General features: G+C 43.7%; 22 protein-coding genes. 10 read left to right on the plus strand and 12 right to left on the minus strand.

Features of this window, described 5'->3' with window-relative positions; translation table 11 throughout:
* Positions 1-545: 545 nt before the first annotated feature.
* The 5 genes from L3V35_RS05690 to L3V35_RS05710 form a co-directional block, all read right to left on the minus strand.
* Positions 546-2,213 (minus strand): FG-GAP repeat protein, encoded by a 1,668-nt coding sequence (locus L3V35_RS05690; RefSeq protein WP_237298814.1) that lies wholly within the window; start codon positions 2,211-2,213, stop codon positions 546-548.
* Positions 2,214-2,935: 722 nt separating this feature from the next.
* Positions 2,936-4,282 (minus strand): MATE family efflux transporter, encoded by a 1,347-nt coding sequence (locus L3V35_RS05695; protein ID WP_054546173.1) that lies wholly within the window; start codon positions 4,280-4,282, stop codon positions 2,936-2,938.
* 86 nt (positions 4,283-4,368) lie between these two features.
* Entirely contained in the window at positions 4,369-5,214 is an 846-nt protein-coding gene (locus L3V35_RS05700; protein ID WP_054546174.1) for a helix-turn-helix domain-containing protein, read from the minus strand.
* 275 nt (positions 5,215-5,489) lie between these two features.
* Positions 5,490-6,407, minus strand: a complete 918-nt coding sequence (locus tag L3V35_RS05705; RefSeq protein ID WP_054546175.1) for a DMT family transporter — start codon at positions 6,405-6,407, stop codon at positions 5,490-5,492.
* Positions 6,408-6,671: 264 nt separating this feature from the next.
* Positions 6,672-7,574, minus strand: coding sequence for a LysR family transcriptional regulator (locus L3V35_RS05710; protein WP_054546176.1), 903 nt, complete (start codon positions 7,572-7,574; stop codon positions 6,672-6,674).
* 114 nt (positions 7,575-7,688) lie between these two features.
* Here L3V35_RS05710 and L3V35_RS05715 point away from each other — a divergent pair, with 114 nt between their 5' ends.
* Together L3V35_RS05715 and L3V35_RS05720 are read left to right on the plus strand one after the other, a co-directional pair.
* Positions 7,689-7,997 (plus strand): antibiotic biosynthesis monooxygenase family protein, encoded by a 309-nt coding sequence (locus L3V35_RS05715; RefSeq protein ID WP_081008946.1) that lies wholly within the window; start codon positions 7,689-7,691, stop codon positions 7,995-7,997.
* On the plus strand, positions 7,997-8,392 hold the full coding sequence (locus L3V35_RS05720) for a RidA family protein (protein ID WP_081008947.1): 396 nt from the start codon (positions 7,997-7,999) through the stop codon (positions 8,390-8,392). Before L3V35_RS05715 ends, L3V35_RS05720 begins: the two co-directional genes overlap by 1 nt.
* 109 nt (positions 8,393-8,501) lie before the next feature.
* Here the strand turns inward: L3V35_RS05720 and L3V35_RS05725 are convergent, their stop codons facing one another.
* From L3V35_RS05725 to L3V35_RS05740, 4 genes are all read right to left on the minus strand, one after another.
* Entirely contained in the window at positions 8,502-9,155 is a 654-nt protein-coding gene (locus L3V35_RS05725) for a hypothetical protein (RefSeq protein ID WP_054546325.1), read from the minus strand.
* A 74-nt stretch (positions 9,156-9,229) separates the two neighbouring features.
* A complete protein-coding gene (locus tag L3V35_RS05730) occupies positions 9,230-10,912 on the minus strand; it encodes a hypothetical protein (RefSeq protein WP_054546178.1) in 1,683 nt (560 codons plus the stop codon).
* A 170-nt stretch (positions 10,913-11,082) separates the two neighbouring features.
* Entirely contained in the window at positions 11,083-12,006 is a 924-nt protein-coding gene (locus L3V35_RS05735; protein ID WP_054546179.1) for a LysR family transcriptional regulator, read from the minus strand.
* 134 nt (positions 12,007-12,140) lie between these two features.
* Positions 12,141-13,034, minus strand: coding sequence for a DMT family transporter (locus L3V35_RS05740; protein ID WP_237298816.1), 894 nt, complete (start codon positions 13,032-13,034; stop codon positions 12,141-12,143).
* A gap of 124 nt (positions 13,035-13,158) precedes the next feature.
* On the opposite strand from L3V35_RS05740, the gene L3V35_RS05745 reads away from it, so the two are divergent.
* A complete protein-coding gene (locus L3V35_RS05745; RefSeq protein ID WP_237298818.1) occupies positions 13,159-13,641 on the plus strand; it encodes a MarR family transcriptional regulator in 483 nt (160 codons plus the stop codon).
* A 283-nt stretch (positions 13,642-13,924) separates the two neighbouring features.
* A complete protein-coding gene (locus L3V35_RS05750) occupies positions 13,925-14,227 on the plus strand; it encodes a hypothetical protein (protein WP_065206410.1) in 303 nt (100 codons plus the stop codon).
* 28 nt (positions 14,228-14,255) lie between these two features.
* Here the strand turns inward: L3V35_RS05750 and L3V35_RS05755 are convergent, their stop codons facing one another.
* Positions 14,256-15,161 carry a LysR family transcriptional regulator gene (locus tag L3V35_RS05755; RefSeq protein WP_237298819.1) on the minus strand — a complete coding sequence of 302 codons (906 nt, stop codon included), beginning with the start codon at positions 15,159-15,161 and terminating at the stop codon, positions 14,256-14,258.
* Positions 15,162-15,367: 206 nt separating this feature from the next.
* Here L3V35_RS05755 and L3V35_RS05760 point away from each other — a divergent pair, with 206 nt between their 5' ends.
* On the plus strand, positions 15,368-15,805 hold the full coding sequence (locus L3V35_RS05760; protein ID WP_017075257.1) for a DoxX family protein: 438 nt from the start codon (positions 15,368-15,370) through the stop codon (positions 15,803-15,805).
* A gap of 123 nt (positions 15,806-15,928) precedes the next feature.
* Here L3V35_RS05760 and L3V35_RS05765 read toward each other — a convergent pair whose 3' ends face one another.
* Positions 15,929-16,369, minus strand: a complete 441-nt coding sequence (locus tag L3V35_RS05765; RefSeq protein WP_016795812.1) for a heme-binding protein — start codon at positions 16,367-16,369, stop codon at positions 15,929-15,931.
* Between the two features lie 102 nt (positions 16,370-16,471).
* Positions 16,472-18,097 (minus strand): malate synthase A, encoded by a 1,626-nt coding sequence (gene aceB, locus L3V35_RS05770; RefSeq protein WP_237298821.1) that lies wholly within the window; start codon positions 18,095-18,097, stop codon positions 16,472-16,474.
* A 314-nt stretch (positions 18,098-18,411) separates the two neighbouring features.
* Here aceB and gcl point away from each other — a divergent pair, with 314 nt between their 5' ends.
* The 5 genes from gcl (at position 18,412) to L3V35_RS05795 (ending at position 24,384) form a co-directional block, all read left to right on the plus strand.
* Positions 18,412-20,184 (plus strand): glyoxylate carboligase, encoded by a 1,773-nt coding sequence (gene gcl, locus L3V35_RS05775; RefSeq protein WP_171312243.1) that lies wholly within the window; start codon positions 18,412-18,414, stop codon positions 20,182-20,184.
* Between the two features lie 117 nt (positions 20,185-20,301).
* Positions 20,302-21,078 carry a hydroxypyruvate isomerase gene (hyi, locus tag L3V35_RS05780; RefSeq protein WP_237298822.1) on the plus strand — a complete coding sequence of 259 codons (777 nt, stop codon included), beginning with the start codon at positions 20,302-20,304 and terminating at the stop codon, positions 21,076-21,078.
* 37 nt (positions 21,079-21,115) lie between these two features.
* Positions 21,116-22,012, plus strand: a complete 897-nt coding sequence (locus L3V35_RS05785; protein ID WP_237298824.1) for a 2-hydroxy-3-oxopropionate reductase — start codon at positions 21,116-21,118, stop codon at positions 22,010-22,012.
* Positions 22,013-22,264: 252 nt separating this feature from the next.
* Positions 22,265-23,575 (plus strand): glycerate kinase, encoded by a 1,311-nt coding sequence (locus tag L3V35_RS05790; protein WP_237298826.1) that lies wholly within the window; start codon positions 22,265-22,267, stop codon positions 23,573-23,575.
* Positions 23,576-23,766: 191 nt separating this feature from the next.
* Entirely contained in the window at positions 23,767-24,384 is a 618-nt protein-coding gene (locus L3V35_RS05795) for a TetR/AcrR family transcriptional regulator (protein WP_237298828.1), read from the plus strand.
* Positions 24,385-24,466: the final 82 nt, after the last annotated feature.

Here is a 24,466-nt window from a genome sequence, read left to right on the forward strand (position 1 = left end):
GAATTATCATTCCGAAGATCATAAATTTAATTTTCATCCAATATAGACTTTTCTCATACTGATGAGTTCTTTCCATCAGAAATAATATACGATCCATTTTTATATCTTCACCACCAAAAATAAGTGATAGTTCACTTTCATAACCTGATCTCATTTCAATGTTCCTACTTTTTAGTGATTAATATTATTTTAAATAAAACTTTATAATAACTTACCTTGGCTCTGATTAGTTATAGATTGGTTGATACCATCAACAATGGATACGGGTATAAGTAAAGTCACCGAGTTTACTAACAGTAAAATAATCCCCTAACGTAAACTAATTAATAAGTCACAATATAATACAAAGTTAAATATTGATTCGGTATGAATTTCAATGTTTACATTAAAGTCATGCTCATTGGGTGATTGCCACTAGAGAATGAGACAATAAAATCCTAGATGTGAATGTCTACGTTATTGATTCCAATAATTACTTTTCTCAAGTGAGGGTTGTAGTTTGGTTCCTCATACCCTTTCAGCTGATGTACAGTTACTCTATTAATTTAGAAAATGTAAACGGCTCCAGCATCTTTCCATGAATTGTCGCTCCAATCGAGATCAGGATCCGAAGGGTGTCCGGGTGCTCCGATAGCAAGCTCATCACTGCCTGGTTTAAACATCATTGATTTTCCGAACTCTTCTTTTACACCACTGACACTATCACCTGTAAAAACTCCTTGCCATGCATAGTCTCGATCACCATAGCTAGTCAAGTGGTAAACATAAACAGCACCATCTGGGTCGCCACCAACTTCTAAGGTATCAGAGCCGTGATGAAAACCAAATCCACGCCATGGGGCAAGCGGGGCGGATACCGCTAGATAACCATTGTCACTAAACGCGATACCGGAACCAAATTTTTGACCTTTAAATGCTTTTACTGGATCTATTGTATCGACTTTTGACCAAAATCCTCTTTGTGAGTCATATTTATAGCTCAAGACTTGATCAACTCCAGGAGCCCCAACGAGAATAAGGTTTGCGTCTTTACTTATAGTGACTGATGACCCAAAACCACTGTTTTCAATCGGAATAGGCAATTTCAATACGGTTTCTAAACGCCAAATATCATTGTCTTCGTTTGGAGAGGGGTTAAGACGGTATACGTATACAGCACCACCGTGTTTGACTTCATTTCCAGTATCTTTTCGTAATGAATCCATAGGAGCACCAACGACTAAAACGTTGTCTTTTGCAAGAGCGACACTAGCACCGAACCTTGCATCTGCAGCTAGGTCATCTGGGCGCTTTAGTTTCAACTCATTAGGGTGACGTAAGGTTTTTATGCCCGATTCAGGAGCTGCTGGAAAGTTGAGGTCTTTATTGAGGAAGAATGAGACTTCCCCTGCATTATTTTTTTCGGGGTCTCCCATTATGATGATATCGCCATTTTCACCTGAACTAGCTAAAGCTTGGCCACTTGAACCGCTGTAATTTTCAAGCGAAAGTTTTGGACGCCCATTATTATCGTGGTGCATTTTGTTAATATGAACGAGCGCTTCTTTTTTCGTCGAACACGTAGATGTTGCAAGCATCATGTCTTCGAGAGTGTTACCTATGCCCACAAGACTATTCGTTGTTTTTTGTCCGTCAATGTTATAGCTCGTGCTATTTGCTATGTCTTCATCATAACCATAATTGCCATTTTTCTGCTTTGTATAAATATCAACTATACGAGTTGTATCTTTACCTGAATTGACAACTAAATGGTCATTTTGCCAAGTTAGCGCTTCGCCAAAGCGAACGTTGTTCCAATCAGAATGTTCAAGATATGTTTTAACGCGGATGACAGTTTGTTCTAGATTTTTTAATTGAAATTGTGAAGATTGAACAAGACAAGAATCATTATTTTTGCAGGCTAACAGTTCATAATCAGAAAAAGCGGCATCAAAATCGACGAGGTCGATCTTTAGCTTATATGAAGTACCAGTGATTGATGGTTCAATTACTTCGCTAATTAAGCCATAAGCCGAGGGTCTATAACGTATCAACTTATAATGTTTAATTCCTTCAATTTTATTCCATTCTAAAAGTATGCTTTTAGCTTGAATTGACTGGGATACGGTCAGAGAAGAGTTGTCTTGGTGAGTGTCTGATGATGGAGATGAATCACTTCCACATGCAGATAAGTTTAATGCGGTGAATATAAGAAAAATGTACTTTTTGGTCATTGTGACCCTCCATAGGTAGAAAATTAATCCGAAGTGCTGATGAGTACCTTAAACTCTGTCTATTGATTAGTTGAGCCATAGAATAATTACTAATTCTCTTTAAATCTAAATTTAAATCATCAACATTACTTTTCAATAAACGTGATATCTAGCACTTTACAAAGACCTTAATTTTCTAATTCGTCAACCTACGAGACAATTAGCGACACTATCTTTAATACACGTAACTTAGGAAAATGGAGTGAACAGAGTTTGTATGTGGGGTTTTCTAAAATGATAATAATAATTTTTTAAGCACTTTATCAGAATATTTATATTTAAATATGTGTCATGTTAAGTATGAAATCTAATAAGCCTTTCTGTGTGTTGATTATTTAATGTTTAAATTAATGTTCAGTTGTTGATGTGTTATGGGTGAATATATATAAAATATCATTGAATCTCCCCTGGCTAAGTGGTTATTTTTCTAGGGTTTCTAAAATGTACGTTGGGATGTATAAAATAAGTAAAGCCCTCATGGAAGATTGTTTTGAGGGTTTTACCGTTCATTTTTATTTGACTATTAAAGTCTTCATTTTCCATGGTGTAAATCTTTGAGCGGCTCATTTGTTGGTTCTAATGAAACAAGAGTTTGATGATGGAATAATGATAAGGAAGCTCTACTCATGAGTAAACCTGCTACGGATGGTCAAAGAAGCGTTACGCTCTAAACGGATTGCTTCTTATGCCATTGGCTCTGCCAAGGAGCTTGAAAAACGCTTCTTATAGCTGCGTAACATGCTTAAGCTGAATGTGGCTGTTAAGGTTTCAGCAAACAGGATACTTGCCCAAATACCTTGTTCTGGGAATAGCTTTGGCAAAATCATGATACCCAATGCGACGAACACAAAACCTCGTCCTAGAGATATCAGTGTTGCTTGCTTAGGTTTGGCCGTTGCCTGAAACAGATTGGCGATCACTAAGTTTATGCCCATCAGCGGCACAGCAAAGAAGAAGAACGTCAATGCGGTTGATGACAGTGCAATCAAATCGCTTGAGTCACCCAAATAGAGGGCTGCGATTTGTGGAGCAAACAGGTACACCAGAACCATAAACACCAAGCCGCTACCAATTGCACTTTTTAAACCTAAGCGAAAAATCGCTTCGATTCGGTTTGGTTTGTTGGCACCATGATTAAAGCTGATGATTGGCTGACATGCTTGAGCTATGCCGACCATTACAAACAGAGCAAAAACCCCAATGTTTGCTGTTAAGCCGTAGGCGATAATATGGTTCTCACCAAACTGATGCAGCAACACGTAGTTGAACAATAAGATTGTCATCGCTGCGGTTACTTCAATGAAGAATGTCGGCGTACCTATTTTTAGGATGCTTGGCAGTTTGCCCAAACCAATCCCTTTTAAGCTCATTTCCAAGGTGCCTTGTTTACGCACGAAATGGCTTAATAAAATACAAGCGATAACACCTTGAGCAATTGCTGTACCGTAGGCCGCGCCTTTCATGCCCCAGCCAAATTCTAAGACGAAGAAGTAATCCAGTACTAGGTTAACCACAGCACCGATCGACATCGCGTAAGTCGCCAGTTTTGGGTTGGTATCGTTCCGAACAAAGCATGACATGACCCAAGCTAACGAGTACAACACAAAGAATGGCAGCATCACAGACAGGTAATCGTGAGTCAGTTCAGCCATGTAACCAGAAGCGCCCATTAACGCAATCATGTCGTCTAGAAAATACAGAGCGATGCTGACTGAAATGGTGCTAAGCACAGCGGTACTGAGCATTGATTGATTAAAAAGTGTTTGGCCAGATGTTGTGTTTCCTTTGCCGACTTCGATAGACATAAGTGCTGCGCCACCAATGCCCACCATCATGGCAATGGCGGTGAATATTGAAAAAGCAGGGATGGTCAAAGCGATAGCACCAAGCCCATCAGGGCCAACACCACGTCCGACGAACCAAGCATCTCCCATGATAAAAAGAGACTTGATCACCATGCCCGTTAGTGCGGGCCAAAGGTATTGATAAAAGGATTTTGAGATCGGATCGGTTTTGAGATTAATGCCCATTCCAGAAAGCTCCCAACAAATTGGATGAAATAAAGAGGGAGCATTATCCGAACTTAATTGAATTCTAAAAAGGGATTATCTGCGTATTATGTTGCACTATCTGCACATCGAGTTCGAAACTCTGCGGGTGACTCGTTCATTTGGCCGCGATAAAAACGACTGAAATAGGCAGGGTCTTCGAAGCCGAGTTCAAAAGCGATGGTTTTAATTGTCTTGGTCGAAAAGATCAATTCTCGGTTCGCTTCTAAGATGGTTCGGTCGTGGATTAGTTGCGTGACCGTTTTACCTCGTTCTGCTTTGACGATTTCGTTGATGCGCTTGTTAGTTATCGACAGCGCTTGCGCATAAAACTCGCAATGTTTGTGCGTGGCGTAATGTTGCTCAATCAAATCAGTAACCTTGTTTACTCGGCTGTCGCGCACTTCACCTTTCAATGAGGATTGGGTGGCAAAGCGTAATATGTAGCGCAAAAAGCTATTCATGAGTGATTCTACCAAATCCCAGTCGCTATCCACTCGCTCACATTCTTCTTTGATCATGGTGAAAATAGGCAGCAGGTAGCGGTTGCCTTCCTCACTGCAATCCAAATAGGGAGGGCGACTTTGATGCATGGCAAAAACAGTGTCGACTAATTGTGTGTTGCGATGATTGGTTTTGACAAAACCTGGGGTAAATACCAGTAAACGAGCATTTTCTCCCACCAGTTCTGAGCGGTGCACCTGACCTGGAGCGATGGTGAAAATACGCCCGATCTTGTTGTCATAGTCAATGAAATCAATACTCTGACTGCCTAGGTTATCCACGCACCATACCAACTCCCAATATTCATGCCTGTGTGGTTCAAGAAACGCGTCGTCATCGTTTTTAGACAGCTCAGTGGCACGGCAAGGCTGACCTTTGATGAGTCGAACGTGTTTAATGGGTGCTCTCATGACGTTCCTTTTCTGAATACTGATGTTGTGTAGGCTAAGACAATGGTCGACGATTCTAGTTGTTTCTAATGTAGTTGATAGTAACTTTTAAGTCATTCGTTTGGCGTGTTATTAACTATTAACTATTAACTATTAATTATTAATTATGAGTCGTTACACAGTGATTGCGGTGAGACCAGTTGGAGTGGGGGGGGGGAGGTAGGAGCTTCGATTCGAGTAACTCAATAAAACCCTAGAAGCTCATTGCGAGCTTCTAGGGTGAATTAACATGGAGCTTAGTTGTTGCTTGCCGTTTTTAGCGTAGAGCGAAGCTTGAAAATTCCCTTTGGCGCCTTGGTGAGCAAGATGCCGCAAAGCAGGGGAATCATCATAAACAATGATTGTTCAGACAGAACTTCACCATTGACGTAGCAAGAGATCAGTAGAGCAACTACAGGGAAAATCAGGAAGCAGATAGAAGCTTGGAAAGGTGACGAAACCTGTCCTAGCTTGAAGTAAGCAACAATGCCCCCAACACTCGCTACCAAGCCTAGGTAAATCACGGCTGAAATCGAATCCCAAGTGAACGATTCAACATTGACGTTTTCACCGATAGCCGAGACAGCGAATAAGAATAGAGAAGCAATAAAGCTCGGTAATGCGTTGTAAGTCAGCACTTCAATGCCCTTGCAGTGTTTCTGAACCAACACATACATAACAGCGTGAATGGCGACAGCAAGTCCTAGGCAAATGGTACCCATTAGGTAATCATCGCCACCCATCTGCATTTCGTTGCCAAGGATTAAACATAGGCTCACAACAGCCGTGATCAAACCGAATATTTGGTGCTTTGCCAATCGTAGGCCTAGGAATAAGCCAGACATTAGCATGACAGCAACCGGCATGTTCGCGAAGATGATCGACGCTAAACCAGAAGAGATATATTGCTCGCCGTAGATCATCAAAGTAAACGGAATCGCGAAGTACATCAGTGCCACAATAAGTAACCACTGACGCTTACCTTTTGGGAACAGGAGTGGTTGATTAAAGACTTTCGCTAAAACCACTAGCAGAGGTGCTGCAAGGAAAAAGCGCAGTGCAGTGGCAAAAATAGGTGGGATGGAATGCAATGCCACTTCCATAGCGAACCAAGTGGTTCCCCAAATTAAGCAAACAGAGACAAAAAGCAAGATAGTTAGAGACTTCGAATTCATGGTGACTACTCATTAATAATTATTTTAAATCATAGGCTTGTGGCGCCTTAATGACGTGGCACAGTATAGAAAGGTAGTCGGAGAAAAGTTTTGCCTTTTTATCTCTAATTTGAGTTTTTGTGGAAATTAAATCTCCAATGTAGTTGTCTTGAAGAAAATTATTTCATTTTAGATAACTTAATCAAAGTCATTATTCTTTGTGAGGTTTAATTTTGGTCGATAAATCGCCAGTTTAGCGACGTATGGCAATTTGATTGAAAGATATTAAGAATAAGATTCAGCGTGTTGTTTTAGGTGTTCAATAAAGGCGCGAATTCTGGCTGGCACCTGTAACCCATAATTATGTACGACATAGAAAGAGGCTTTAAGAACTTGATCTTTGGGCAAGATGTTTACCAATGTCCCTTTTTTCAGGTCTTCTTCAATTGCTTGTTTAGGTAAACAGGCAATCCCCAACCCATTTAAGGCCATCATGCGGATGGTCGGAACGCTATCTCCGATTCGACTTGCCCTGAATTGATACGTGCTTACTTTGCCCTTATTAATTTCAAAGCTTCTTTGGCTGTTGATTCCTTCCCACTGATTGGCAATGTAGTCATATTGGGAGAGGTCACTTGGCGTGATTGGCTGCGGTATTTGCGCCTTAGTAAGATAATCTGGGTGACAACACAGTACCTGATGAAGCTCTCCGAGCTTAATTGCACGAGACGTTGAATCAGGAAGAGCCCCAACAGTGACCGACAGGTCTATGTATTTCTCGATAAGATCTACGCGCATATCGTTGGCCAATAGTTGAGGCTCGATACGAGGGTGGCTTTTCATAAACTCACACATTGCAGGTCCAATAAGATGTGTCATCAATGTGTGTGGGGATGTGATGGTGATGGTGCCTGCAAAATCAGAACAGGACTCGCGCACTTCTTCTTCCGCAAGCGACATTAATTTTCGCATTTCTAAGCATCGTTGATAAAAACGTTGTCCAGCGTCGGTTAAGGATTGGCGACGTGTTGTTCGAGTGAGTAATTTCACACCAAGGTGTTGCTCAAGCCCTTGTAAGTGATGGCTAACGACAGATTTTGAGAGATCTAGCTTATCAGCTGCTTTCGTTATGGAGCCCGATTCTACAATTTGGGCGAACACTTGCATGCGATGCAATTCGTTTTTCATGGTGGTTCATTGTCTTATTAAATCGAACTATGTTTCAAATGTTACTGTATTTATCTATTTTAACAAACAAGTAAGATTCTCCTCGTACCTTAACAAAATAAGAAAACGGAGAGAATGATGACTATTTTAGTGCAATTTACCTTGAGCCATACTGAAGATAAAACGGCAGAGATCGTTGAGTTTTTTAACGAAATATTGCCAGATACTCGTACTTTTAACGGCAACCTTTCTGCGGAGCTTTATCAAAAAGATTTGGCAGAAAATTCCTTGGTTTTATGTGAAGAATGGGAAAGTACCGCTCACTTTAATGAATACATTGCTTGGCGCAAAGATATTGGTGATTTTGACCGTTTAGGCGCGATGCTTACGGATATGCCAATTATCACCGTCATGTCAAAAATCGTCACAGTCTCTGAGGCGTAATGATGAATAAGATATGGAGCCCTTCTTCAGTACCCGCTCCGGCCGCTAATTATCACCAGTGTGCGTTGATTCCTGCTGGCTCGACGCGGTTACATATAGCCGGGCAACTAGGGATTGATAGCCAAGGGATGGTGGCTGAAAGTGCGGAAGAACAAATTGTATTAGCTTGGAAAAATTTGAGAGGTGTGCTTCAGGCAAACCAAATGGATATCGAAGATTTAATCAGTGTAAGGCTGTACTTAGTTGATCGAAATGATATGCCTGAGTATCAAGCTGCAAAGCAACGCTTGCCTTTCGATGTTGGTGGTCTCCCAACGACATTATTGTTTGTTAGTGGGTTATTTGATGAGCGATGGAAAGTTGAAATTGAAGCTGAGGCGGCGAAAGTGATTTAAGGCAATTGCTGTATTCTCAATGTTATTGAGATGGAATCTTAATGGCGTAAAAAACCCCTTTATTGAACCAGACTATAAAGGGGTGAGAGCTACCACACGAAACGGTAAACTAAAAACGAAGGTTAAAACCTAGCTCGACGCTGCCATCTGAACGAAATACATCTCCGGGGCTAACGCGCTTTTGACCGAATGTGTATTTCACATAAGGTTCCACCCATTTGGGTTTCAGCGTAAAAGTGACGTCTTGGCTGTTGTAATAACCTTTTGAACCCGTTAATTGGCGATCATGACTGAACGAATAGGAAAAGTTCATAAATTCTGTAGGAGAGTAACTTGTCCCGACCGTGTTCTTCCATTCCCTATCTGTCATATCTATGAGGGACAAAGAAACATCGCGCCATTCATGTGATGTGTTCGCAAATACCATAATATTGTTCGTGATTGCAGTACCCCCAAATAAGCCTATGTCGTAGATATCGATAAGGTCTGCTCGGCCATAACTCACGAAAGCTTCAGTGTAAAAGTTACCCAACATTAAGCCGTAACCAGTGCCAATTTCCAAGTAGCCCTCAGAATCTACTTCTGCGCTAATATTGATCTCTTCAGTCGCTTGAATTACTCCTGAAACTGTCCCTATCCAGCTATCTCCTGCTTTAGCAGTTTGAAAACTTAAGCTTGGCTCGTGGTAATTTAATGTTTGTAATTGATGATCGTTTGCACATACGGCAAGGGGCATCAATAAAGTGATCAATAGTCGTTTCATCGTGTTCTCAACTCTCAAATAAAAAGGAGCCGCTAATAAGCGGCTCCTTTGCTTTTATATTTATTATTCTTTGATTAGCTACGACTAACGCGGTTTTTGACTGTTTGTTTAATTTGCTGACGTTGTTCTTGAGAAAGAGATTGAATTTTACCTTTTAATTCTTGTTTCTGAATATCTGAAAGGCCTCTCACTTTTTCCTGTGCAATGTTTTTAATATCATCGATGCTTTGTTTCTTGCCAGTCAACAGGTAGTAACCTAGTGAGTATGGTTCTTTCCCTATTTCGTCAACTTCAATAGCAATGATATGTAGCATTTTTGCTGTATTTTCTGGTGACTGTTTAGCCCACGCTAATGTGGAGTCTTTTTGAGTTTGCCAGAGAGCTCGACGCGCATCGTCATTAATAACGTCACCACTTTGGTTTACTAAGAACACAGTAACAAGAGCTTTTTGCTCATCGATGGATAGCAATTCAGCTGCTTGTTTATAAGCGTCCATAGTTGCTTTTGAAACTGTTTTTGTTCCCTCAGGACCAATAATCACACCACCAGCTACGCCATTGTCTTTGATCTCGACTTCAGTACCATCCAGAAGAGTGACAGTAAGGGCATTTCCATCGAGGTTATAACCAATAGTTGGTAATTCGATAGACGCTTCACCTTCTATAGGGTTTAAAGGGGCTGGGTGTTCAATTGGATTCTCAATATTTGGCTTGCCAGTTATTGCGGCGAAAAGGCGTCCATCATCATTACGGAACGTAATTTCTGCGCCATTTTCTAAGCTCACAACAAAACCGATCTCTTGCATTTCAGCGTGAGCGATAACTTCGCCATCCATATTAGTGATTGTACCGTCAGCATTGAGCACAGCTCCGCTGTCTGAGCTTGGGTGGTATAAAACACCATCCTTTAAAATCAGTGTCTCACCGTTGTCCATAGTAATGATAGTTGTGCCTAGAACGTCATCTATGTCACCGTAAGTAGGCGCGGAATCAGGGCCTTCGTGCTCATGACCGTGACCAAAGACTGTAGCGATTAGACGGCCGTCTTCATGGCGAATAATGATTTCTTCACCGCGAGGTGTATTGAATGTCAGATGTGTAATTTTACCATCAGTACGGTGAGTTTCTACTGTGATTCCAGTGCTTTCACCAGACATCGTTAGCACTTCACCCTCTACGATTTTGTGAGTTGGTTTAGCATCTGAACCGTTGATGTTGAGGTAATAAGCATCATCTCCTTGGATGATCCACATGTAGTTACCGTTGTCACCTTCGATAAGCGCTACAGGCATTCCAAGGTCGTCTACAATCATGTAATTAGCAAAGAATTCATTGCCAGCAGAAGGTCCCCATTCGTCATCACCAAATTCTGGGTCTAACACTGAGCCTTCGATGATCAATCGGCCATTTTCAACAGCTAATGTATATGATTTGTCGTTGATATAAACGGTCGCAACACCATTATCTGTAACCACAGTGCCAACGATGTCACCATTCGCGTTGACCACAACATCGCCTTGAATTGTGAATATTTCACCGTTTACTGTTACTACAGCGTTGCCTTTACCATCTCCAACAACCACAGCATTGTTACCTTCATCGCCAGTAATATAAGCAGTATGTAGCTCTTCGTTGTAAATAACATCAGCAACGCCAACCTGTGGTTCAGGGCTTGTACCGTTATCGCTGCTACCAGAAGAAGAACAGCCAGCAAGGAATGTCGCCGCGATAGCAGTACTTAGTAGTTTTAGTTTCATGGTTTACTCTCAAATAATTGTTAGGAACAAAGTTTGCTTCTTGCAGTGTTATGTGGCGTTCCTAGCCGATGAGAGAAGTATATGGACTGAACAAAAAAGCCTCTAATCTCTTAAAAGAATAGAGGCCTTAACGATTAGTTATTAATGAAACAGAGTAAAGAGGGTGATAACTACTGGTTATTATTGAGAAGGTTATCCAATATCTTCTTAAGCCACAGGGTTGTCGGACTGTTACGATGTTTGTGGTGAAAGTATGCACAAACGATAGGGTTGATATCCTTGTTGTCAAACAAGATGTCGATGGCTCGTAACGAGGTTTTCTTCTCTATGCCTAAAAATTTCGAGGCAGGGAACATCATGTCGGAGTTTTGTACTACATCAATAACCGCTGATGGCAGCTCTGAACGGAAGCCTATTCTTGCTTCTAGCCCTTTGATTTTCATTATTTTTTCTGCAAGTGTTTGATGAGAGTTCCAATCTATCGCAATAATTGTAGCTAGCTCAAACTTAACGCCATCTTTGATTTCAATAAAATCTTTCTGATAAGGATGGCCTTCTCTCAAGTAACCTTTAAAACTGTCTTGGGCTATCGGTTGTTGTAAGAGCTCTTTGGGGGCGTGGTTAATTTCATAATTGAAACCAATCAGCACCTCATCATTAATGATGTCAGCCATCGTCGTTTTAGACCAGTTTAATAACTGAACTTGAACATGCGGAGCTTGAGAGCGAATTGCTTTGAATAACTTACTTGATAGCGAACTGAGAAGGAAAGGAGATAACGCTAACTTGAGGGGCCCGCGTAGTTCACTAGGGTTGAATTCATTACTATTATTGAGTGCTAAAGAAAGATCATCCAAGATTGGCGAAATACTCTCGGCGAGCATATTTGCATGCTCAGTTGCACGTAATCCGTGGTGCGTTTTTACAAATAGCTCATCGTCAAAATGATCGCGCAATCTTTGTAGAGCTTTACTGATCGCCGGTTGAGATACGAACAAACGTTCGGATGCTTTGCGCATATTCCGCTCTTGATGCAGGATCATAAAAGTTCGCAGTAGATTTAAATCTAAGCTAGAAAACAAGTCTTTTGCCATATTGAGCACCTTATTATTAGTTATTTAACTATAAGGTTGGGTCGGTACGAGAACAAATACATATTTTATATAGGTGTGATGCCTGTAAAGAAAAACCCGCACTTGGCGGGTTTATAAGTAACAATCTAAATCTTTTACTGCGTAACGGGTTTGACCGTTTTGGTTTGCCTTACTGCCAGAATAAGCTGTGGTAGTAGTGACATCACGATCATGCCTGTCATCAGTGAATACTGTACTGGAGTGAAGGATTCACCCATCAACACCATCCCCGTAACGATCCCAGCCACTGGGTTAGCGATGCCACCGAAGGTGAAATCGACCACTGACATACGTTGTAGTAACCATACATACATACCGTAACCTAGTGCTGTATTTAGCCCAATTACCCACAATAGACCCATTGCATTGCGAGTATCGAAATGAGTGACAGCATTAACATAAGGTTGCGGGTCGATGAACGCATGAACGCCAGACGCGACAGACAAAATCGCACCGCCTAGAATCAGCTGCCACGTTAATACCTTCCACCAGTGCATTCGATTACCCAGTGACTTGGTAATGCTGCTACCGATGACAATACACATGATTGCGGCGAACATTGCACCTAAACCGATTGGATTCAAAGCGATTTGGCTTGGGTTAAACAGTATCCACGCTAAGGTGATCAAGCCAATACCAGACAGGGCTTGAATCAAATGCGGGCGCTGCTTTTTCACTACCCAATGGAAGATCATCGCGAACACAGGCACAGAGATCATACCCACGCCAGAAATCGCTGAAGGCAGCGTTAGTGCCATCACGAAGATCAGGCCAAAGAAGGTCGCAATATTGATAAGGCCCAATGTGAAAATGATCTGCCACTCGCCTTTTTTAGGCAGTGTCGGCTTTACTGCTAGCAATAACAAACCAGCAGGTAACGCACGCAAAGCACCGAGTAATAATGGTGGCCACTCCTGTAGCGTAAATTGCGTCACTGCATAGGTTGTTCCCCAAAAGAACGCGGGGATCATTGCTAATAATATGTTCATTTAAAATATCTTTACGTTAAGATAACTATTGTGTGAACTGTATACTGAGAACTAGTGGTTGTAAAGTATCTTTATGTTAAACTAGTTTGAAGTAAACAAGACTAATCACGGAGCTAGGTTGCAAATGGATGCTATCGACCGCGTTGTAGAGCAATGGGCAAAGGAAAAGCCCGAATTAGAAACTGAGCCTATGGCAATGATGGGCCGGATTATGCGTATTGCCAAGTATATGGAGACGCAGGTTGCCGAGCTTCATAAAAAATACGACATGAAACTCGGTGAGTTTGATGTGCTAGCCACCTTGCGACGTTCTGGAAAGCCTTACCGACTCACTCCCTCTGAGCTGATAGGTTCGATGATGCTGACATCCGGCGCGATGACCAATCGCCTTGATAAGCTAGAAGCTAAAGGGCTGATCAGTCGTGAGCACAGTAAAGAAGACAGACGCAGCGTGAGTGTTCAGTTAACAAAAGATGGTCTTATTCTTATTGACCAAATGATGACTGAGCATGTTGAAACGCAGAAGAAGCTGGTGAAATCTCTGTCTGCGATCCAGAAGAAAAACACTAACCAGTTGCTGAAAACATGGTTGAGTGCTTACGAGTAATTGACTGGCTGGATCGGGTTGTTGAATTTATTGAATTTATTGAACTGAGCTAGCTTAATCTGATTTGAAAACCGAAGTGATGAGCTTCGGTTTTTTGTGTCTGCAATTTGGTGTTGCGCTATTTAGTATCAGTTAATTTGGGAACGGCACTGAGCCAGGAAACCGAACAAGTTCCATCGATGTAATTCAATATTTTAGGACATCCTATTTAAGACTTCCCGTTATTAATAGATGCCACCCATCAGTATATTTCTCGTATTCCCACAATACAGAGATGACTGAAATGAAACTTATAATAGCCCTTAGTACAGCACTACTAGTGACGTCATTTGCATCTCATGCAGAGTTGAAAATGTCGATCAATGAACAAACCAACGGCGTCGTCGTCACGGTTTATAAAGATGGAAAACGCGTCCCTAATGCGCAGGTGACCACTAATATTCGCGGGCAACAAGTGACAGAAACATCAGACAGAGGACGAGCCTTTTTCTATAAGGGAAATATCCCGAGGGTGTACCGATTTGAAGCAACCACACCTCAAGGGGAGAGTGTCCAACAAAGTCGATTCATCGGACGAGATAAATAGATTTTCGGAGTGTCAGGATAGGATCGAGCTAGTGAGTTTGAGCCGACGCTCTCCAGCATTTTTCTAACTTTTTCAAAGCGAGTGTTTTTGCTTTCCCCATGTTGCCTATTTGCCACGCGAGCACGATATCAACGGTTCTTGCGTGGCCAATTTCCACTAAACTTCCAGCTTCTAACTCGGCGGTTATAAGCTGTTTAGGCAGGGTACCGATACCAAGGTTACGTTGAATTGCCGTTAACTTACTGCTCATTGAACTGACCGTACTGGTTTTTTGGTTCAGTAAGATGTTTTTGGTAATTTTAGGCGCAGACTTAGCGCTATCGGCCACTGCGATGATCGTGTGTTCACGTCGTGTGGGTTCACTGAGCGGATTTGGTTCGTTTAAAATGGGTGCATTTTTCGCGGCTACCCAGATCATTTCTACACGGCCGATGGTTTTACTGTTGACGGTATTCGGTAGCTCGATATTGGGCGTCGATGAGATAAGAATATCTGCTTTTCCTGAGATTAATGCTTCCCAACCTCCCGACAAAATATCCTCTTGGACATACAGTTGCGTGCTGCATTCTGTTGCCATGTCGGCGATTAACAACAACGCAATGTCTTGTCCGATAATGCCGTCATAGGAAACAAACAGTTCGCTTTCCCAACCACTTGAGAAACGTTGTATTTGGTTTATGAGTTCATCTGACCCAGCTAGCAACTGTCGGCCATTTTCCACTAACATTTGTCCTACCTGGGTAAACACGGCTCTGTGTCCTGAACGATCTAAGATCAAGATGCCGAGTTCATCTTCCAATTTTTGAATCTGATAACTCAATGCAGAAACGGATCGATTGAGATGCGCAGAAGCTGACGAGTAAGTCCCTTCACGTTGTAGAACATCCAATATTTGTAAGGTGTCGAGCGGCAGTGTTTTCTTCAGAGTCTTCATAAAATCAATAAAAATGGGGCAAGTGTTTCAATGAGTTTAAGGCAATGGTAACAGTATTGAGGCTTTTGAATCTTCGGATTTAGTCAGTAATTTGTATGCGAGTATGTCTACTAAAATTTCAAACAAGTTGTTCTATTTTTCTCGTTATCATCTTAATGCTAAGTCGAATAACCTATCGGCAATGAAACTTATCAAGGCTTAGAACTATGAACACTAGATTGAACGACACACTGACTTTTTTCGCTCGTATTTTATTGGCTTACTTGTTTATTCAAGCGGGTTGGGGAAAGCTATTTAGCTATGAAGGAACCGCGGGATATATGGCATCTCAAGGAGTTAGTGCTCACTTGTTGCCTTTGGTTATCTTGCTTGAACTCGGTGGCGGGCTTGCAATTTTAGCTGGATTTATGACTCGCTTTACAGCGTTCTCGATTGCATTTTTCTCTTTAGTCTCTGGTGTTATGTTTCACTTCGACCCAAGTTCGTCGGGTCAAATGATTCATTTCTACAAAAACGTCTCTGTTGCTGGTGGGTATTTGGCGTTAGCGGTACTTGGCGCGGGATCGTTTAGTGTTGATTATTGGTTGTCTAATAAGTTTAAGCAAGACGCCAAATGGACGCGCTTAATGGTTCTTGTTCGTTAGTGGTTTTTGTCTAATCGCAGTTTATTCGTTAGTGTTGTTGGCGCAACTTATGAATAAAAACCGAAGCTCAGGCTTCGGTTTTTTGTTTCTGTCTAAGAATTTCAAGTACAGCTAATTGGCGAGTTAAGCTTGCAGCATCTCGTCACTGAATAGCTCTGCACAACCAATACCATTAATGGCGCAGCTTTCGTCGATATCTGATATATCGCCGCTAACCCCGATAGCGCCCAGTACCGTTTTATCTTTGTCTCGAATCAGTAGCCCCCCTGGTACTGGCACCATGTTTCCGTGTGCCAGCACGTTTACGGCGGAGATGAATGCTGGTCGGTTGTCAGCATCTTGGGCGAGTTTTCTAGAGGAACAGCCCAGTGCGAGAGCTCCCCACGCTTTAGCAATCGCGATGTCTGGTCGCATCATGCTAGAACCGTCTTGACGTTGCAGGGAAATCAGCTTGCCACCACTGTCTAAGACGGCGACCGTCAAAGGTTCTGTGTGGATCTTACTTCCTGCTTTTAAGGTTCCATCGATGATGGTTAACGCTTGTTGTAGAGTCAAACTTCCCATGTTATCTCCTAGTTTTTCAAGGGGCCGTGTACCAAGCTCAGCCAGCCAATCATTACTCTAATTTGTGAATATCATTGACTGATTCAGCTCGGTACAAGAGTCCTAACTGGACTCTTGTAACAGCCCATAGCTGGGTAAAGTTAGGAAGGCAGCGAACTCATCGGCTGTAGAAAGTTGATAGAAAAGATCAGCTGTCTCTTCAAATCGACCTGCTGCATAGCGCGAGTCTCCGACTTCATGTTTTATGGTGTCTAGCTCTTGGTAAAGCCAAGAGTGGAATAGTGATTTGGTAAAGGTTTGGCCATCATCGAGTGTTACCCCGTGGTGGATCCATTGCCAGATATTGGCTCTCGAGATCTCAGCGGTCGCGGCATCTTCCATAAGGCCGTAGATAGGTACACAGCCATAGCCTTGAATCCAAGCTTCGATGTAATACAGCGCGATGCGTATATTCTTACGAACGCCCGCTTCGTCACGACTGCCTTCACAAGGTTTTAGTAACGAGTCTGTATTGATCACATGCTCTGGGCTTTGGAAATCCATTTGGTTTACTTTGCCATCAAGGTGCTTATCGAATATTGACATCGCTAAATCAACCAGTGCAGGGTGCGCGACCCAAGTCCCATCGTGTCCGTTTTGAGATTCTCTCTGTTTGTCTTCAATTACTTTGGCAGTCACACGCGCCATCTCTTGCGGGTCTTTTGCTGGAATAAAGGCCGACATACCACCCATCGCCAGTGCACCGCGAGCGTGACAAGTACGTACCAACAGCTGGCTGTAGGCATTTAGAAACTCTTGATCCATGCCGATCCCGTGGCGGTCAGGCAGGATGCGGTCTTTATGGTTTTTCAGCGTTTTGATGTAGCTAAAGATGTAATCCCAACGGCCACAGTTCATCGCTACGATATGATCACGCATGGCGTACAAGATCTCTTCCATTTGGAATACGGCTGGAAGTGTCTCAATCAAAACCGTCGCCCGAATGGTGCCTTTGGGTACGTGGAAATAGTTCTCGGTGAAGCTAAAAATATCGTCCCACCACTGTGCTTCTTCCATGCTCTCAAGTTTGGGAATGTAGTAGTAAACGCCTAAGCCTTGTTGTGCACGTGATTGATAGTTGTGGAAAAAGTACAAGGCGAAGTCCATCAAGCAACCGCCGATAGGCTGATTGTTGAATTGGATGGATTGCTCAGGAAGGTGGATCCCTCGTGGGCGTGCGATCAGCAGTGCAGGATCGTCGTTTAATTGGTAACGCTTCTGCTTCTTCTCATCGAAATAACTAATGGTGCCAAGGTTGGCGTCTCTTAGGTTGATTTGCCCTTCGACCATATTGGCCCAAGTTGGGGAAGAGGCATCTTCAAAGCAACACATGAAGACTTTCGCGCCTGAGTTTAGCGCGTTGATCACCATCTTTCTTTCGATAGGTCCGGTGATCTCTACGCGGCGATCCAGTAGCTCTGGTGGCGGTGTTGCTACCTTCCACTCTTTATTCTGACGAATGGAAACAGTGTCTTTTCTGAAGTTGGGTAACTCACCCTCGTCATATTGAGCTTGCTTTACGTCGCGGTCACTTAGCAGGGCATGACGGCGATCTCCAAACTTATTGACGAGAGCTTCTAAGAATTTTAATGCATCTTTAGACAAGATCTCTTTGTACTCGGAGTTGTCCACCTTCCCAAGTACCTGCATACACAGCACATCTTCTCTCTCTTTCACGTCATTCATCATTGCTTGTCTCCTTTACACAATACGATGTAATTTTGTATACAAAATGCTCTTTTTAAGGGTATTTATATGGTAGAAATTGTAAACAAGCAAATGCTATTTAACATTTATTTATCATTTGATTTTTTTGTTATTTATTTTTACGTAAAGATATTTTATGTAAAGTAATGAATTGTAAGCTTTTCAGGATAAGTACGTACTTAATGTGACGGGTTGATGTAATGAAAATGTTTCATTTTGGGCTTGATAAATGCTGAGGATGATTCATAGTACACAAAAGTTAGTTTAATTGTATACAATCTGAACTGGAGGTTCGAATGGCAGTTATGAAAGCGATTGAAGCAGCGGTTGAAGTGCTTAAACGTGAAGGTGTAGACATCGCATTTGGTGTTCCCGGCGCAGCAATAAACCCTATGTATGCGGCTATGAAAAAGCTCGGAGGAATCGACCACGTCTTAGCTCGTCACGTAGAGGGTGCATCCCATATGGCTGAAGGGTACACACGTACCAATCAAGGCAATATAGGTGTGTGTATTGGTACTTCTGGTCCTGCGGGAACGGACATGATCACGGGCCTTTATTCTGCGACTGCAGATTCGATTCCAATTCTATGCATCACAGGTCAGGCTCCGCGTGCTCGCCTTCATAAAGAAGACTTCCAAGCGGTTGATATTGAATCCATTGCTAAGCCAGTGACTAAGTGGGCGACTACGGTGCTGGAACCTGCACAAGTGCCACGCGCATTCCAAAAAGCCTTTCATTTAATGCGTTCGGGTCGTCCAGGTCCAATCCTGATTGATCTACCGATTGATGTTCAGCTGGCTGAGATTGAGTTTGATATCGATACTTATGAACCACTAGAACCGTATAAGCCAAAAGCGACGCGCGCGCAGGTTGAGAAAGCATTAACCATGATGTCTCAATCGGAAAAACCGCTGATTGTATCGGGTGGTGGCGTGATTAACGCTGGCGCATCTGAATTGTTGCAACAATTTGCAGAAATCACCGGTGTGCCAGTGATCCCAACCTTAATGGGCTGGGGCTCTATTCCAGATGATCATGATTTAATGGCAGGCATGGTGGGCCTACAAACCTCTCATCGTTACGGTAACGAAACCATGCTCAACTCTGACTTTGTGTTTGGTGTCGGTAACCGCTGGGCTAACCGTCATACCGGTTCTGTGGATGTTTACACCGAAGGTCGTAAGTTTGTACACGTCGACATTGAACCTACGCAAATCGGCCGTGTGTTCTGTCCGGATTTGGGCATAGTCTCTGATGCGAAAGCAGCACTAGAGCTAATGGTTGAAGTGGCACAAGAGTGGCGTGACGCTGGCAAGCTGCCAAACCGAAATGCTTGGGCAAGTGAGTGTCAGGAACGCAAGTCGACCATGCTGCGTAAAACCAATTTCGATGAAGCGCCAATGAAACCGATGCGTGTTTATGAAGAGATGAACAAGGCATTTGGTCGTGACACTTGTTATGTGAGCACCATTGGTTTGTCGCAAATTGCTGCCGCTCAGTTCCTGCATGTTTATAAGCCGCGTAACTGGATCAACTGTGGTCAGGCTGGCCCATTGGGTTGGACAACGCCAGCCGCATTGGGTGTACGAGCAGCTGATCCTGATCGCGATATTGTCGCTATCTCTGGAGACTATGATTTCCAATTCATGATCGAAGAACTGGCGGTAGGTGCGCAGTTCAACTTGCCATACATTCATGTGTTGGTGAACAACTCGTACTTAGGTTTGATTCGTCAAGCGCAGCGCCAATTTGATATCGATTATTGTGTACAACTGGCGTTCGATAACCAGAATGCGCCAGAGCTTGAAGGCTACGGTGTTGACCATGTAGCCGTTGTTGAAGGCTTAGGTTGTAAGGCGATTCGAGTTCGTGAACCAGACCAAATTGCCGCGGCGTTTGAGCAAGCCAAAGAGCTGATGAACAAGCACAAGGTGCCAGTGGTCGTTGAGCTGATTCTTGAGCGAGTAACCAACATTGCGATGGGCGTAGAGATCAACGCCATCAATGAATTTGAACCGCTTGCCGAAAGCCGTGGCGATGCCCCAACAGCGCTAGCGTACAAGTAATCATTAAGTCATGTGTATCCGTAGAGCTGAGGTTTAGCTCTACGGAAAGTCTCCAATAGAGCGAGGCTTTACTACAAATAACCCAGATTTTTACAGATAAAGAATAAGGACAGAGTCATGGCAAAATTTGCAGCAAACTTGTCAATGTTATTCACGGAAGTTGATTTTATGGATCGCTTTGAAGCTGCCGCAGAAGCGGGCTTTCAAGGTGTGGAATATCTTTTCCCTTACGCCTTTGATGCTCAGGCAATCAAAGCAAAGCTCGACGCTAATAACCTAGAGCAAGTGCTATTTAACTTGCCTGCAGGTGATTGGGACGCTGGCGACCGTGGTATTGCGGTAGACCCAGCGCGAGTTGAAGAGTTTCAAGCGGGTGTGCCTAAAGCGATTGCTTACGCGAAGGCTCTTGGCTGTACTCAAGTGAATTGCTTAGCCGGGATTGTCCCGCAAGGTGTTACTCAACAAGACGCGCAGTCAGCGTTTGTGATTAACCTGCATTACGCGGCAAACGCGTTAGCAGCAGAAGGTATCAGCCTAGTGATAGAAGCGATCAATACCCGTGATATTCCGGGCTTCTTCTTGAACACGACTGAGCAAGCCAAAGCGATCATCAAAGAGGTAGGGAGCGATAACCTTTCTATCCAATACGATATTTATCACATGCAAATTATGGAAGGCGATCTTACGCCGACCATGCAACAAAACATTGGCCAAATCGCACACGTGCAACTGGCAGATAACCCAGGCCGACACGAACCGGGTACTGGCGAAATCAATTACCCATTCGTGCTCAATTATCTTGATGAGCTTGGCTATCAAGGCTGGGTTGGCTGCGAATACAAGCCAAAAACAACAACGAGAGAAGGCCTTGGTTGGCTGCACCAGTACCGTTAATTGCGTCTGGTAACCCTCAAACGTTAAGGAGAACAACATGTCTAAAATTGCATTTATCGGAACTGGCATCATGGGTAAACCTATGGCGAGTAACCTTCAAAAAGCAGGTCACGATTTGATTCTGTCGGATCACTTTAATGCCGCACCTGCCGATCTTGTGGCAGCGGGTGCAACGGTCTGTCATTCACCAGCGGAAGCAGTAGAAGCCGCGGATATCATTATCCTAATGGTGCCGAATACTCCTCAAGTTGAAGATGTCCTGTTTGGTGACAACGGCGTCGAGAAAGGTCTAACGGCGGGCGGAGCAACTGGGAAACTGGTTATCGATATGAGCTCCATCTCGCCTATCGCCACCAAAGCAATTGCAGCGCGAATCAATGAAGGCGGCGCGTCATACCTTGATGCTCCGGTATCCGGCGGCGAAGTAGGCGCTATCAATGCCGCGCTGACTATCATGGTGGGCGGTGAGCAAGACGCCTTTGATAAAGCACGACCTCTGTTCGAAATCATGGGCAAGAACATCACGCTGGTGGGTGATAACGGTGCAGGCCAAACGTGTAAAGTGGCTAACCAGATCATTGTGGCACTGAATATTGAAGCCGTATCTGAAGCCTTAGTGTTTGCTTCAAAAGCCGGTGCTGATCCAGCACGCGTACGTCAGGCTCTATTGGGTGGCTTTGCTAATTCTAAGATCTTGGAAGTGCACGGCGAACGCATGGTTGAAGGCACATTCGACCCGGGCTTTAGAATATCGCTTCACCAGAAAGACCTGAATCTTGCGCTAACGGGCGCACAAGAGTTAGGGGTTGCATTACCGAATACGGCTAACGCTCAAGAGCTGTTTGGCGAGTGTGCCGCAATGGGCGGAGAAGGTTGGGACCACTCTGCGCTTATTCAAGCGATTGAGAAACGTTCTGACCACTCGATTCGTTAATCTAATTAACGGTGTGTCCGTTTAGTGGTTAGTCAATCAACCGATTATCCATTAATTAATTCGGGCTGCTATTGATTCGTAGCCCACCAGTTTCAAACAGTTTGTTTATAAATCGCGTAGTTTCGTCTCCTTTTATACGCGTTCCTGATACGAGGCAGAGGTTGAAGTTGTTCCTTTCCAACTTGATCTTAGCAGGCACCTTTTGGCCTTGTATTAGGGTTCTTTTTTTCTCCGTCAACTAAGGAGTGGCTGATGGACATTGATGCTAAGCAGTTTCTGCAAACCCTTTTCTCAAGTGCTGTTAATCAGGCGCTACCTAAAAATCACATCGAACCTTTTCTTCCTCAAGACATTTTTTACCGCTCAGCTAACCAAGCTGGGCGAACTGTGGTAATTGGCGCAGGAAAAGCCGCCGCGTCGATGGCCGCTGAGCTAGAGGCCGTCTGGCAAGTTAAGCAACAGCAAGATCTCGCACTGCGTGACCTTGAAGGTCTCGTCGTGACCCGCTACGAACACACCGCACCTTGCGAACACATTGAGGTGATCGAAGCGGCGCACCCCGTCCCGGATGCGATGGGCTTAGAAGTGAGCCAACGTATGCTGGAATTAGTGAGTGGTTTGAGTGCTGACGACACGGTTATTTGCCTACTGTCAGGCGGCGGCTCTGCTTTGCTAAGTCTGCCCGGTGGCGACATTAGCTTGGCTGAGAAGCAACAAATCAATAAGGCGCTGCTCAAGTCGGGCGCAGCCATTGATGAGATGAACTGTGTGCGTAAACACTTATCGTCTATCAAAGGTGGGCAACTAGCGAAAGCTGTGTATCCAGCAAGAGTAGTCTCTTTAGCGATTTCAGATGTACCTGGCGATGACATCAGTGTGATTGCATCAGGCCCAACCGTACCCGACACCACGACACGTTTTGATGCGATGGCAATTTTAGAACGTTACCAGATAGAAACACCACGCTCGGCATTTGAATGGTTAAATAATCCAGAGTCAGAAACCGTGAAGCCGGATGACGCTTGTTGGAAAAACGCAGAGCACCATATTATTGCCACGCCGATGTCGGCATTGGAAGCAGCCGCGGCAGAGGCCGAAGGTTTAGGTATACCTGCCTATGTGCTGAGTGACTGCATTGAAGGAGAAGCTCGAGATGTAGCCAAGGTTCATGCTGCGTTGGCCAAGCAAGTGGCCAATAACAAGCACCCATTCGAGACGCCTTGCGTGATACTTTCCGGTGGCGAAACCACGGTAACCGTTAAAGGCAATGGTCGCGGTGGGCGTAATTGTGAGTTCCTTTTAAGCTTGTATAACGAGTTAAAAGGGCAGGAAAACATATTCGCTCTGGCAGCTGATACTGATGGCATTGATGGTGTTGAAGATAATGCAGGTGCGTGGATCACGCCTCAAACATGGCAACAAGGTTCGAGCCTGTCGCTTAAAGCGCAGGACTACCTCGATGCCAACAACAGCTACGACTTCTTTAAGCAAGTCGGTGTGCTGTTGACCACAGGGCCGACGCTAACCAACGTGAATGACTTCCGCGCAATATTGATTCTTTAACCTGAACAGTTCGAATAGACTGAAAAACATTAAAGTTCAAAACGCATACTATTGAATGGTCGCTCTTCTCCACATAAGAGCGACCATTTTATTGCTATCAATGTTGTGACCTCGAGTTCTGAGATTATCTTCTGGACTAATGAAGCACGTTGATTAATATGGCTTTAGTAATGAGCTGTAAAGGATGCAACATGTCTAGGATCAGACAAAAGAATCAAGATTTAATCATCGAAGTCGCGTGTGAGCAATTCGCTACTCATGGATATGCCGCAACAAAAATGGCTGATATCGCGAAAGCGGCCGACATCCCTAAACCTAATGTATTCTATTATTTCAGCTCCAAAGATAAGCTCTACAATGCCGTTCTAGAAACCGTCACTCAGCCCTTACTGGAAGCGTCACGTCCGATTGAAGAGCTCAGCGACCCTATTGAAGCCTTGTCTCAATATATTCAAACCAAGCTGATCATTTCTCGCGATCATCCGCACGCCTCTAAGGTATTTGCTAACGAAGTGATGTCTGGCGCTAAAGTATTGCCGAAAGAGATTGGTGACGAACTGTATAAGCAATCCCAGATGATCCTCGATAAGTTCTCAACTTGGTCAGCACAAGGCTTAATGGATGACGTTCCTGCACACCACCTGATGTTTACCATTTGGGCGGCGACTCAAACTTACGCCGATTTTGGCTGGCAGATTTGCAGTGTAATGCAGAAAGATCAGCTCGATGACAAAGACTATGAAGATGCCGCTGAATTCATCACCCAATTAGTGATTAAAGGGTGTGGGGTGAAAGGAAAGGCGGAATAGCTCATTCCTCAGATTCATTAAAAAAGGACATCACTCGATGTCCTTTTTTGTATACGCTGTTTCTTGTAAGAGCCGCTTTTGA

The organism is Vibrio sp. L5-1 (assembly GCF_021728315.1).
Taxonomy (GTDB): Bacteria; Pseudomonadota; Gammaproteobacteria; order Enterobacterales; family Vibrionaceae; genus Vibrio; species Vibrio splendidus_K.